The organism is Streptosporangium sp. NPDC002524 (genome assembly GCF_040295985.1).
In the GTDB taxonomy this organism is placed as follows: Bacteria; Actinomycetota; Actinomycetes; order Streptosporangiales; family Streptosporangiaceae; genus Streptosporangium.
On record NZ_JBEOWK010000014.1, the window covers coordinates 256,173 to 268,912 of the forward strand.

Annotated in this window: 10 protein-coding genes; 7 read left to right on the forward strand and 3 right to left on the reverse strand. The window is 73.2% G+C overall.

Annotated features, from left to right (window positions below):
• Nucleotides 1-37 precede the first annotated feature (37 nt).
• The 6 genes from ABT053_RS24805 to ABT053_RS24830 all read left to right on the forward strand — a co-directional run bounded on the left by ABT053_RS24805 (nucleotide 38) and on the right by ABT053_RS24830 (nucleotide 6,675).
• The gene (locus ABT053_RS24805) at nucleotides 38-1,438 is read left to right on the forward strand and encodes an ABC transporter substrate-binding protein (RefSeq protein ID WP_350971730.1); all 1,401 of its coding nucleotides are present in this window, start codon (nucleotides 38-40) and stop codon (nucleotides 1,436-1,438) included.
• Between the two features lie 96 nt (nucleotides 1,439-1,534).
• Complete coding sequence (locus tag ABT053_RS24810) at nucleotides 1,535-2,548, forward strand: carbohydrate ABC transporter permease (RefSeq protein ID WP_350971732.1); 1,014 nt, start codon at nucleotides 1,535-1,537, stop codon at nucleotides 2,546-2,548.
• A complete protein-coding gene (locus tag ABT053_RS24815; protein WP_350971734.1) occupies nucleotides 2,545-3,411 on the forward strand; it encodes a carbohydrate ABC transporter permease in 867 nt (288 codons plus the stop codon). The genes ABT053_RS24810 and ABT053_RS24815 overlap by 4 nt, the downstream gene beginning before the upstream one ends.
• A 21-nt stretch (nucleotides 3,412-3,432) precedes the next feature.
• On the forward strand, nucleotides 3,433-4,659 hold the full coding sequence (locus ABT053_RS24820) for an ROK family transcriptional regulator (protein WP_350971736.1): 1,227 nt from the start codon (nucleotides 3,433-3,435) through the stop codon (nucleotides 4,657-4,659).
• Nucleotides 4,656-5,540, forward strand: a complete 885-nt coding sequence (locus ABT053_RS24825) for a Gfo/Idh/MocA family protein (RefSeq protein WP_350971738.1) — start codon at nucleotides 4,656-4,658, stop codon at nucleotides 5,538-5,540. The genes ABT053_RS24820 and ABT053_RS24825 overlap by 4 nt, the downstream gene beginning before the upstream one ends.
• Nucleotides 5,541-5,868: 328 nt before the next feature.
• Nucleotides 5,869-6,675: a hypothetical protein gene (locus ABT053_RS24830; RefSeq protein ID WP_350971740.1), complete on the forward strand. Its 807-nt coding sequence runs from the start codon at nucleotides 5,869-5,871 to the stop codon at nucleotides 6,673-6,675.
• A 322-nt stretch (nucleotides 6,676-6,997) separates the two neighbouring features.
• Here the strand turns inward: ABT053_RS24830 and ABT053_RS24835 are convergent, their stop codons facing one another.
• Complete coding sequence (locus tag ABT053_RS24835; protein WP_350971741.1) at nucleotides 6,998-9,100, reverse strand: tetratricopeptide repeat protein; 2,103 nt, start codon at nucleotides 9,098-9,100, stop codon at nucleotides 6,998-7,000.
• Nucleotides 9,101-9,298: 198 nt separating this feature from the next.
• Nucleotides 9,299-10,378, reverse strand: coding sequence for a YihY/virulence factor BrkB family protein (locus ABT053_RS24840; protein WP_350971742.1), 1,080 nt, complete (start codon nucleotides 10,376-10,378; stop codon nucleotides 9,299-9,301).
• Nucleotides 10,379-10,515: 137 nt separating this feature from the next.
• Here ABT053_RS24840 and ABT053_RS24845 point away from each other — a divergent pair, with 137 nt between their 5' ends.
• The gene (locus ABT053_RS24845; protein ID WP_350971743.1) at nucleotides 10,516-11,082 is read left to right on the forward strand and encodes a ferritin-like domain-containing protein; all 567 of its coding nucleotides are present in this window, start codon (nucleotides 10,516-10,518) and stop codon (nucleotides 11,080-11,082) included.
• A gap of 243 nt (nucleotides 11,083-11,325) precedes the next feature.
• Here ABT053_RS24845 and ABT053_RS24850 read toward each other — a convergent pair whose 3' ends face one another.
• Complete coding sequence (locus tag ABT053_RS24850; protein ID WP_350971744.1) at nucleotides 11,326-12,405, reverse strand: cellulose binding domain-containing protein; 1,080 nt, start codon at nucleotides 12,403-12,405, stop codon at nucleotides 11,326-11,328.
• Nucleotides 12,406-12,740: the final 335 nt, after the last annotated feature.

Genomic DNA, 12,740 nt, shown 5'->3' on the forward strand with positions numbered 1-12,740 from the left:
CAACACGTACGAAACACGGCGGCAGTGAGGAAGATCTATGCGCAGGCGGTCTCGAAGGTCGAGGACACTGGCGGCCGCTGTGGCCGTCGCGCTGGGAGTCGGGCTGACGTCCGGTTGCGGCACGCGGGGTGGGAGCGCTCCGGACAACAGGATCACGGTCTGGAGCCTGGAGAACCTCACCCCCCGGATGGAGGCGACCAAGCAGGTCGTCGCGGCCTTCGAGAAGGAGAGCGGCGTCCAGGTGGACCTGGTCGGGATCGACGAGGGCCAGCTGCCGCAGCTGATCATGTCCGCGGCCGCCGCGGGCACCCTCCCCGACGTCCTCGGCGCCGTACCGCTCGCCCCCGTCTGGCAGATGTACACCAACGGCCTGCTCGACACCGCCGCCGCGGGCAGGATCGTCGAGGCGCTCGGCGCGGGCACCTTCAACCGCAACGCGCTCACGCTGACCGGTGACAAGACGACCCGCCTCAGCGTGCCCAGCGACGCCTGGATGCAGATCCTCGTCTACCGCAAGGACCTGTTCGCCAAGGCGGGGCTCGCCGCCCCCGACTCCTACGACGCCATGCTGCGGGCCGCGCAGACCCTGAACGGCGGCGGCGTCAGCGGCATGTCACTCGCCACCGACCCGAGCGACGTCTTCACCCAGCAGAGCTTCGAGGACCTCGCGCTCGCCAACGGCTGCAACCTCGTCGGCCCCGGCGGCGACGTCGGCCTCGACAGCCCCCAGTGCAGGCAGGCGTTCGCCACCTACCACCGGCTCGCCGCCGACTACGGCGCCCCGGGCACGCAGAGCGTGGACTCCACCCGCGCCACCTACTTCGCCGGCCGCTCCGCGATGATCGTCTGGTCCACCTTCCTGCTGGACGAGCTGGCCGGGCTGCGCGCCGACGCGCTGCCCAGCTGCGAGCAGTGCGCCCAGAACCCCGCCTTCCTCTCGGACAACAGCGGGATCGTCACGGCGCTGAAGGGGCCCGGCGCCGCCGAGCCCGCCCAGTTCGGCGAGATCTCCTCCTGGGTGGTCACCCGCACCGCCGAGACCGCGGCCTCGGAGAAGTTCGTCCAGTACATGATGGGCACCGGGTACGAGGGCTGGTTCGGGATGGCCCCCGAGGGCAAGATCCCGGTTCGCGAGGGCACGGCGGAGGACCCCGGCGGATACCTTGACGCCTGGCGCGCCAGCGACGTCGGCGTCGACACCAAGAAGCCGATGAAGTCCGTCTTCTCCGCCGAGTTCCTCGACCGGCTCGCCTCCGGCGTGAGCGACATGCGGCGCTGGGGCCTCACCGAGGGGCAGGGCGCGCTGGTCGGCGCGACGCTCGGCGAGCTTCCCATCCCGAAGGCGGTCGGCGCCATGACCTCCGGCCAGATATCCCCGGAAGAGGCCGCCATGGAGGCCGACGAGGAAGTCACGGCCCTGCAGAAGTCCCTCCAGTGAGCCCCCGCGGCCCCGTCCCCCCGAGGAACCCACGATGAGCACCACGATGAGCGGCACCACGACGAGCGCCACGACGCGCACCACGACGAGCGGCACATGAGCACCACACAGGGCGCCGAGCGGCGCCGTCCCCCCGAGACGAGCCCGGACCCCGAGGTCCGGCGGGACGGGACCCCCACCCTGGCCCAGCGCGAGAACAGGACCGGGCTGGCCTTCGTGTCGCCCACCGTGCTCGTGGTCCTGGTCGTCGTCGTCCTGCCCATCGCCTGGACCGTGCTGCTCGCCTTCCAGAGGGCGCGGCTGATCGACATCCAGGGCATGGGCCTGCTGTCCAACTGGACCTGGGAGAACTTCGGCGAGGTCTTCACCTCGCCCGGCTTCTGGAGCTCGCTGTGGACCACCCTGGTCTACACCGCGGGCAGCACCGCCGGGTCGATCGCCCTGGGGCTGGTCGCCGCCCTCGCCCTGCGCCGCCCCTTCCGCGGCCGGGCCCTGCTGCGCGGGTCGATGCTGCTGCCCTACGTCGCGCCCGTGGTGGCCGTCACGTTCGTCTGGGAGATCGCCCTCAGCCCGCAGTTCGGCATCGTGAACGAGCTGGGCACCCGGCTGCTCGGCTGGGACAAGCCGATCGCCTTCCTCGCGACCCGCTCCCACGAGATCTCCCTGTTCGGCTGGCAGGTGGAGCTGCCGCTCGCCCTGCTCACCGTCATCGCCTTCGAGATCTGGCGCTACTTCCCGTTCGCCTTCCTGTTCCTGCTCGCCCGGCTGCAGGCCGTGCCCGCCGGGATCGAGGAGGCCGCCACGGTGGACGGCGCCACGCTCACCCAGCGCTTCCGCCACATCCTGCTGCCCCAGCTGATGCCGGTGATCGCACTGCTGTCGGTGCTGCGCTTCATCATGACGTTCAACAAGTTCGACGACGTCTATCTGCTCACCGGGGGCGGCTCGGGCACCGACGTCGTCGCCGTGCGGGTCTACGACTTCCTCACCGCCCGCTACGACGTCGGGGCGGCGGCCGCGCAGGCCCTGGTCCTGGCGGCCGTCCTCGCCGTGCTGCTCGGCGTCTACTTCAAGTTCTTCGCCAAGAGGGTCCAGGAGGAGGCGTCATGAGCCGCGCACAGGCCGAGGAGAGGACCTTCGCCGTCGTGCGGTGGGTCGTGATCGCCTTCCTCGCGGTCATCACGCTCTTCCCCTTCTACTACATGCTGCTGCTGTCGGTGAAGCCCATCGACCAGCTGCTGCTCGACCCCGGCCGGCTGTGGGTGACGCTCTCGGAGCTCACGTTCGACACGTACCGCGACGTCCTGCGGTCGGTCGACGACGGCGGCCAGGGCTTCCTGAGGATGCTCGGCAACTCCGCGCTCGTCGCCCTCGCCACCGTGGCGCTCACCCTGCTCGCCTCGGTGCCCGGCGCCTACGCGGTGAGCCGCCTCAGGTTCATGGGCGGGCGCCAGGTCAGCGCGGTGTTCCTCGCCGTCTACCTCTTCCCGTCCACCCTGCTGGCGGTCCCGCTGTTCGTGATGTTCGCCAAGATCGGACTGCAGGGCAGCCTGACCGGCCTCGTCGTCGTCTACATCGCGCAGACCGTGCCCGTCTCCATCTACATGCTGAAGAACTACTTCGTCACCATCCCCAAGAGCGTCGAGGAGGCCGCGGCGCTCGACGGCTGCTCGCGGGCGCAGATCCTGCGCCGGATCGTGCTGCCCCTGGCCGCGCCCTCCCTCATGGCGACCGGCCTGTACGTCTTCATGATCGCCTGGAACGAGTTCCTCTTCGCGCTGCTCTTCCTCGCCGCCGCCCCCGACCAGTGGACGGTCTCGCTGGGCCTGCAGCAACTCGCCAACGGCATCGAGGTCCCCAAGACGGTTCTCATGGCGGGGTCGGTGGTCCTCACGATTCCCGTGGTAGTTCTTTTCTACGCCGCCGAGAGACTCCTCACCGAGGGCCTCACCAGCGGCGCGGACAAGAGCTAGGACCGAGGAGAGACACACCGGATGGCAACGCCCTGGAGCACCGCAGGCCACCTCCTGGAACTGATCCGCACCGGGCAGGCGCGCACCCGGGGCGAGCTCCAGCGCGTCACCGGCCTGTCACGCTCCACCGTCGGCCAGCGGCTCGACCAGCTCTTCGACGCCGGGTGGCTGCGCGCCGTCCCCGGCGGGCAGTCGACCGGGGGGCGTCCCTCCAACCTGCTGGAGTTCGACACCCGGCACGCCGTCGTCCTCGCCGCCGACCTGGACGTCACCCACGCCCGCGCCGCGGTGATGGACCTGGCGGGCGGCGTCCTCGCCGAGCACACCGGCGCCCTGCCGATCGAGGACGGCCCCGAGCTCGTCCTCGACCGGCTCGCCCTGTGGTTCGCCGACCTGCTGGCCGCGGCCGGGACCGCTCCAGAGGCGGTCTGCGGGGTGGGCCTGTCGCTCCCGGGCCCCGTCGACTCCTCCCTGGGACGGGTCGTACGGCCGCCGATCATGCCGGGCTGGGACGGCTACCCGGTTCCGGAGCGGACGCAGGGCTCGCTCGCCCGGCACGCGGGGGTGGACGCCGCCGTCCCGGTCCTCGTCGACAACGACGCCAACCTGATGGGGCTGGGCGAGCAGCGCCACGCGTTCGCCGACTGCTCCGCGTTCGTCCTGGTCAAGGTCTCCACCGGCATCGGCGCGGGCGTCGTCGTCGACGGCAAGGTCTTCCGCGGCATCGACGGCGGCGCAGGCGACCTCGGCCACATCCGCCTGCACGACCAGGCGGAGGCCCGCTGCATGTGCGGCTCGTACGGCTGCCTGGCCGCCGTCGCCAGCGGGCGCGCCCTGGCCGGGCAGCTCGCCGCCCTCGGCGTGCCCGCCCAGTCGGGCGCGGACGTCCGCGCCCACCTCGACGCGGGCTCCCCCGACGCGGGGCGCCTGGCCCGCGAGGCCGGACGCCGCTGCGGGGAGGTGCTCGTCACCGTCGTCACCCTGCTCAACCCCGGCGTGCTGATGATCGCCGGAGACCTGGCGGAGACCCACTTCGTCACCGGGGTACGCGAGCTGCTCTACCAGCGCGCCCTGCCCCGGGCCACGCGCAACCTGCAGGTCGTCACCTCCCGGCTCGGCGACCGCGCCGCGCTCGCCGGGGCCACCGCGATGGTGGTGGAGCACCTGTACGCCCCCGACCAGGCCGACGCCCGTCTCGCGGCACCGGCCCGCCCGCACCACCGCTCACCCGCCGGAGCCGACTCGTGAACACCACCGCCCCCGTCGAGGTCGGCCTGATCGGCGCGGGACCGTGGGCCCGCGCCATGCACGCCCGGATGCTGGCCGCGGGCCCGGAGACCCGCCTCACCGCCGTCTGGGCCCGCCGCGCCCCCGCCGCCCAGGAGATCGCCGAGCCGTACGGCGCGGTCGTCGCCGGCACGCCGGAGGAGCTGTTCGACCGGTGCGAGGCCGTCGCGTTCGCCGTACCCCCCGCCGTGCAGGCGGAGCTCGCCGTGCGCGCGGCCGGGGCGGGGAAGGCGGTGCTGCTGGAGAAGCCGCTGGGGCCCGACCTCGCGTCGGCGCGCGCGGTGGCGGAGGCCGTCGCCGAGGCCGGCGTCGTCTCGCAGATGGTGCTGACCAAGCGCTACCACCCCGCCACCCGCGACTTCCTGCGCCGCGCGGCGCTGCTGGAGACGACCGGCGCCCGCTCGTGCTACCTGCACGGCGCCTTCCTCGGCGGGGAGTTCGCCACCGGCTGGCGCCTCGAACAGGGGGCCCTGCTCGACCTCGGCCCGCACCTGCTGGACCTGCTGGACGCCGCGATCGGTCCCATCACCGCCGTCAGGGCGACGGGCGACCCGCGCCGCTGGGTGGAGCTGACCTGCGAGCACGAGAACGGCGCCGTCAGCCAGGCGTCCCTGTCGGGCAGCGTCCGGCTGCCCCGGGCGCGCACCCGGATCGAGCTGCTCGGACCGGAGGGGGAGCTCGTCTTCGACACCTCCGGGATCGACCACGAGGAGTGCTGGCCCGTCCTGCGCGCCGAGTTCGCCGCCGCCGTACGGTCGGGCCACCCGGGCGAGCTGGACGCGGCCCGTGGCCTGCGCCTGCAGGAGCTGATCGACGCGGCACTGACGCCTCCGGTCAGCTGACCGCCTCCGCTCGCCGCCTCCGCCTGTCGTTTCCGCTTACCCTTTTGTGTGTCGTTTCCGCATGTCGTCTCCGCTTGCTCTTCTGCTCGTCGTTTTCGCGAGCCGCCTCCGCGCACCCTTTCGCCTGTCGTTTCCGCGCCGGCCTCGCCGCGCGCCCGCCGTCGCCCCCTGACCACGGCCGTCGCGGTCCCGCGCCGGGCACGGCCACCAGAACGATGATCGGCGGTGGTCCGGCCGGTTTCCTTCGCCCAGCCGGTTCTTTACCGACCACAAGGATGAGAGGATTCTATTTATATAGTTTCATACAGGCTCGGAAGGGAGATCCGGCATGGCTGGGGATGAGGTCACGCGGCTGCGTGCCCTGCGGGTGGACGTGTCCGGCACCCGTCGCGAGGCCGGGTGGCGCCAGGCTCTCACCCAGGCGATCCTGCGCCGGTGCACGGACGAGGACATCCCGGGCACCACACACCGGGAGGATCTCGACGAGGCGGCCGAACACGCGGGCTGGCTCCTCGCCCACGACTGCGACCAGTGGTCCTTCGCCCTGGTGGGACGGGTGCACGAGATCCGGTGGGAGGACCTCGGCGACCCCGCCGACCGCGACGTCGCCATCACCATGCTCTCCGAGGCGGACGACCTCCGCGAGGAGACCGCCTGGTTCAGCGCCGCCGACCACGAGGCACTCGCCGAGCTGCTGCTGAGCCGCCACGCCGACCGTGGCGTGCCGTACGACCTGGACCTGGCGGTCGACAGGCTGAAGGCGGCCCTGCGCGAGTGCGACGACGGGGCGTCGGCCCTCTACCTCCGCTACCGGCTGGGCACGGCGCTGGCCATGCGCGTCACCGGTCCGGGCGCGGAGCCCGCGGACCTCGGCGAGGCCGTCGCCCTGCTCGAGAGCGTGCTGCCCCACATGCCGGAGGGCGACCCGGCCACCTACCAGGCGACGTTCGCCCTGGGCGGGCTCCTGCGGAGCAGGGGGCTCGCCAACGGCAGCGCCGCCGACCTGGAGCGGGCGGCGGGACACTTCGGCCTGTTCCTGGAGGCCACCCCCGACGACGACCCGCTCCGGCCGAAGGCGGCGCGCGACCTGGCCAGCACGCTCACCCACCTCGGCGGGAGGCCGGGCGCCTCCTGAGACGACGCGCCCGGGACCGTTCCAAGGGATTCGGGAGGCGCCTCCGGGACGGCTCGGGAGCGGACAGTTCGGGCGAGGGGATCCGGTGGTGGGGGATCAGGCCAGGTCGCGGGGTGCGACCCGTCGCGGCGAGGGCGGCCGGTCGTAGTCAGGGGGCCGGTCGTGGTCAGAACGGTTCGTCGTGGTCAGGGCGGTCCGTGGTGACTAGAGCCTGTGCGGACCAGGGCGGTTCGTCGTGGTCAGGGCGGTCCGTGGTGACTAGAGCCTGTGCGGACCAGGGCGGTTCGTCGTGGTCAGGGCGGTCAGGTGTGGGCGAGGGAGGTCAGTCGTCCTCCCAGAGGCGGTCCTCCGGGGTGCTCGACGGCGGCTCGCCCACCCGGGTGGCCACGGACCGCGCCGCGGCCAGCAGCGGGTGCCCGTCGCTCAGCGGGGGGCGGCCGTGGGCCAGCGGGCGGCGGTCGAGCAGTGGCGCGAGCAGCGGCGCCACCTCCTCCACCGCGCCCGAGCCCATCCGGCACAGCGCGAGGTCCAGCCGCCCGGCGAGGACGAGCGGGTGCGAGGCGTCCAGGGAGTCCTCGCCCATGGCGAGGAGCGCCGCGCTCGCGGCCTCCGCCTCCTCCTCCCGCCCGAGGGCGTACGCGGCGCGGGCGGTCAGCAGCAGCCGCTCCGCCTGGCCGGGGAAGTCGTCGTCCATGCCGCGCTCGTCCTTCGCGAGGGAGGCGAGCACCCGCGCCGCGCCCGCCGCGTCGCCGAGGGCCAGCAGCGCGCCGGCCTGGGCACGCAGCACCGGCCGCTCGGGAGGCAGTTCCCGCAGGGCGTCGAGCGCCTGGGCGGGCTCGCCGGACGCGGTGAGCGCCATGGCGCGGACCAGCGCCGCCTCGGCGCCCAGCCGGGGCGACACCTGCCGCGCGAACCACTCCGTGGTGACGGTGACCCCGGTGAGCAGCCGCACCGCCTGCGCGGGGAACCCCGAGGCAAGCTCGGTCTCCGCCAGGCGCACCGCGTCGTACTGGGGCCAGTAGCCCTCCGGCGGCAGGTGCTGCGTCCGCAGCCGGAGCGCCTCGGTCAGGTGGTGGCGCGCCTGCGCGGGCTGGCCCGCCGCGAGCAGCGCCTCGGCGAGGGTGACCCTGGCCGAGGCGGTGTTGACGTTGTCGGGACCGAGGCGCTGCTCGCGGTCGGCCACCGTCGCCTCGGCCACGGTCACGCCGGTGACGATCCGGCCCGCCCGGGAGGCGGCCCTGGCCATCGCCTGCCGGGTGAGCGTGAACCGCCGCCACGCCGGGGCGACCCCGGTGGCGGGGACGTCCTTGGCCCGCTGCTCGCTCACCTTCCGCAGCTCGCGCAGGCCCTCGGCGGGACGACCGGCCTCAACCAGCACCTCGGCGAGGTTGTGCCGCGCCCGGGTGGCGGGCGACGACGTCACGTCCCCGGACCCGGAGAACTCGCCCGCGGCCCGCAGCGACCGTTCGAAACAGGACCTCGCGCCCGCCAGGTCGCCCAGGCGCAACAGGGCGAGGCCCTGCCTGCTGGTCACGTCGCACAGGGCCCGCGGGTCGTGAGGCTCGGCCGCCAGCAGGTCCGCCAGCTCCCCGCCGACCTCCGCCGCCCGCGCCAGCAGCGGGCTGCTGTCGAGCAGGACCTGCAGGACCACCTCCAGGGCGCGGATCCTGGCCTGGCCGCCGGAGCCCGGCCGCCCGGTGAACTCGGCGGTCCGTTCGGCGGCGTGCAGCCGCTCGGCCCACTCCCCGGCCAGCGGGAAGAGGTCACGGGCGAGCCAGTGCGCGCACAGCGCGGCGGCCTGGCGGTCCGCCGGTCCCTCGGGGTCGTCGGCCATCGACCGGAAGGCCAGCTCCGACAGGCGCCCGGCGCTCGCGGCGGCCCACCCCGCGGGCGGGACCCCGGCGGTCAGCGCGGCGAGCTCCAGCCTGGGCTCCAGATATGGCGCGTACGCGGTGACGCGGCCCTCCCAGCCCGTGGCGGCCGTGGCGCCGTAGACCTCCGTCACCTCCCACACCGGCTGGACCTGCCCGGCCGACGGGCGCTTCTCCGAGGTGGAGATGTCGCCGATGCCCAGGCGCACCTGGGCGAGCATGAAACGCTCCACCTGATGGAAGCGCGCTACCCTGCGCAGCGCGGCCGTGACCAGGCGCTGCGCGTCGAGCAGGGAGCGCGGCGGCTCCGGCGCGCCGTCGCCGGAGGTGAACTCGTCGAAGGCGTGCTTGACGGCGAGGGCCACCAGCACGCGGCGGCTCCTGACCTCGTTGTACAGCCAGACGGCGCTGCGGCCCCTGCCGCTCTCGGCGCCCCGGGGCAGCCGCACCCGCTCCGCGACGTCCTCGGCCCGCACCTGGTGGTAGTCACCGCGACGGAACGCGTCGGCCGACGCCGCCGCGATGGCCGCGAGCCTGCGCTCCTGTGCCGACACCCTTCCACCCCCTCGGGTCACCGCACATGAATATATCTCACTATGGTTCTGGGAACTTCGGGTTGATGAGTTGACTATCGCGACGAATGGGTCCTGGGTCGCGCTGTCACTTCTCGCTCGCTTTGTCGCTGGCCGGACCGTGGCCTGACGGCAGGCCGGAGCGCGGCGGGGTGCGTCCCCGCACGCCCTGCGGCGTTCCTACCGCTTTCCGCTGTTTCCGCCGCTTCCGCCCTTTCCCGGCCGGTTGGGGCGCCGGGTCCGGGGACGGCGCTTGCGCAGGGACTCCACGACCGTTCTGGCGACCGCGATGGTCGCCGCGCCCGCCGCTCCGACCAGGGGTTCCCGTTCCTCCTCGGCCGTGGGGCCCGGGTCGGGGTGGGCGGGCCCGGCCCGGCCCGCGCGGACGGCCTCCAGCTGCGCGGCGAACGCCAGCCCCAGGAAGAGGGCGACCGAGCTGAGGAACGACCACAGCAGCAGCGCCATGACGGCCGTGAGCGGGCCGTACGTCGCGCCGAAGGTGCCGCTGCTCTCGGTGTAGAAGGCCAGCAGGAGGGTGAAGATCGTCCACAGGGCGAGCGAGACCAGGGCGCCGAACGCCAGCCACGTGTGACCGGGCTGCCTCCTGCGCGGCGCGGCGCGGAACAGAACCGAGGTCGACAGCAGCGCGAGGAGGAAACCGAGCGGCCAGCGCACCAGGTTGAACGCCTCCGTGGCCCCGTCGTTCCAGTCGTAGACCTGCGCGAGGGCCCTGCTGATGGCGCCGCCGCCGACCATCACCACGAAACCGGCGGTCATGAAGGCCCCGGCCGTCAGGGCCATCAGCAGGGCCCTGGCGTACTTGCGGTGGAACGGCCGGTCCCGCTCGACGCCGTAGATGCGGTTCGCCCCCCGCTCCACCTGGGCCATGGCGCTGGTCAGCGAGAACAGGGCGGTGGCGAGGCCGAGCCAGAGCGCGAGGGCGCCCCCGGTGCGGCCCGCCTGCCGGTGGCTGTCGGCGAGCACGGACTTGACCGCGTCCACCCCCGCCCCCGGCGCGAGCCGGCTCAGGATCAGCTCCAGCACCTCGCCGAGATGCTCCTGGTTGATCACCGAGCTCAGCCCGACCAGCGCGATGGCGCCGGGGATGATCGACAGGCAGATCTGGAAGGCCAGGGCCCTGGCGTTGGTCAGGCCCTCGCCGTACCTGAACCTGGCGACGGAGTCGCGGACCAGGTGCCAGCGGCCGTATTTGCGCAGGGTCGTCCACGCGTGGTCGGCGGAGAGCTCTTCGCCGTTCATGGTCCGCGTCTGCGGGACCTTCGTCGCTGTTCCCATCTCGGACGGCCCGCTACCCCGGAAGCGGGGCCACGAACAAAAGGCCTCTGACTGTGGCCGATGACACTGGATAAGAGGCTGATTCTGGGTAGTGCAGGTCCATGGCTGAATTCCTCACAGATATCAAGGAGCTTCGGGCGCGGGCGCGCCAGGAGATCGACAAGGGTCCCATCACGTCGGCCTACGGCGCGGACCTGCCCCGGGTGATCCAGGTGTGCAACGAGGCCCTGGCGACCGAGCTGGTCTGCGTGCTCCGTTACAAGCGGCACTATTACACAGCTTCGGGCATCCACGCCGGGGTGGTGGCCGCGGAGTTCCTGGAGCACGCCGCCGAGGAGCAGGAGCACGCCGACCGTCTCGCCCAGCGCATCGTCCAGCTCGGGGGCGAGCCGGACTTCAATCCCGAGACGCTGGCCGCGCGCTCGCACGCCGAGTACGACGACAGCCTCGACCTGATCGAGATGGTCAAGGAGGACCTGGTCGCCGAGCGGATCGCGATCGCCTCCTACACCGAGATCGTCAACTGGCTGGGCAACGACGACGTGACCACCAGGCGCGTCTTCGAGGACCTGCTCGCCCAGGAGGAGGAGCACGCCGACGATCTCAAGAGCCTGCTGGAGAGGCTTCCCGGCGCCCTCGCCGGAGGGGAGTCCGGGGAGCGGGGCTGAGCGGCGGCCACGGGCCGTCCGGCGCCGGGTGAGCCGGGCCCCTCAGGTCGAGGGGCCCGGACCCGGCGGACGAGAACCGGACGGCGGGGGGACGGTCGCCTCGGCGGCGTCAACCGCACGGCGCGGCCGACCCGGCTCCGGTACAGGCGGGGCCGGACCGGCGCCGGTACGCGCTCCGGCTGTCCCCGATATGAGCCGTCCCCGATATGAGCCGTCTCCGGTACTGAGGCAGGGCCCGGCCGGTCAGCCGGTCGTGCAGGAGACCTCGGGAACCGGGGAGCCCGTACCCGAGGCGATGAAGCCGAAGGTCGCGGTCGCGCCGGGGGCGAGGGAGCCGTTCCAGGCGGCGTTCCGCGCCGAGACGGCGGCTCCCGACTGGGTCACCGTCGCGTTCCACGCCTGGCTGATCTGCCGCCCGGTGAAGGTCCAGTTCGCCGTCCAGCCGGTGACGGCCACCGGGCCGTTGTTCCTGACGGTCACCTCGCCCTGGAAGCCGCCCTGCCACTGGTTGGCCGCACGGTAGGCCGCCGTGCAGCCGACGCCGGGCGTGGGGGTGGGAGTAGGTGTGGGGGTCGGGGTCGGCGTGGGGGTCGGCCCGGCGCCGAGGAGCGCGGCCAGGGCGGGGAACCACCGGTCGGAGATCTTCTGGTCGCCCGCCGCGTTGGGGTGCACCCCGTCGTAGGTGTCGTACGAGGTGCTGAAGCCCGTCCACTGGTCGACCACGACCACCGGTGACCGCGCGGTGGTCTTGCCCGCGGCCCAGCCGGGGATCGCCGCGTTGAGCGCGGAGACCCGCTGCGCGCACTCACCGCACGTGCTCGGGTTCATGGGGATGATCTGGGCGACGAGGACCTTCGTGTCGGGGTTGCTCGCCCGCATCTGGTCCACCAGCTTGCCGTACGCGGCCAGGATGGTGGCGGTCGGGCGGTTGCTCCAGGCGTCGTTGGTGCCGAAGTGCATCAGCACGATGTCGGGCCTGGCGACCGCGAGCCAGCCGGGGAGCTGGTTCTGGTCGGCGACGTTGGTGACCAGCGCGCCGCCGTGTCCCTCGTTGTCCCCGTCGTGCGCGACGCCGCAGCCCTGCGGCGGCAGGGTGCCGACGAAGTCGATCCCGGTGTGACCGGCGTTCACGAGGCGGTTCCAGAGCAGCGCCCGCCAGCATCCGGGGGAGCCGGTGATGGAGTCGCCGAGCGCCATGATCCTGGTGGCCGCCGCCTGGGCGGGGGCCGCGGTGCCCACCAGGAGTCCCAGGGTCACCACCACGGCCGTCGAGGCCGCCAGAACAGTCAGAATCGCGCCGCTTACGCGTGCCGTCCTTCGCATCTTCCGCTCCCGCCTCGGTGGGGGCCGATGCTAGGCGTCCCGGATGGGGGCGGGAAGCCGCCCGCCCGCCCGGGAGGGCCTGACCTGCGCGACCGTCACCGGCGGGGGTGTAACTTTCACCCCTTCCTCGGTCTCGCGGTCCTCGCCGCCTTCCGCTTCCGCCCTGACCCGGGGCCGCGCCGCGTCTTCCCTTCGAGGCGGCCTTGGCGTCGTCACCGTCCGGGCAGCCGTGGCCCGGGGCGTACGGTCCGGCGGGCCGGGTACGCGAACAGCGGGTACACGTTCACGTCACGCGAGCACCGGGTACGCGCTCATGTCACGCGAGCGCCGGGTGC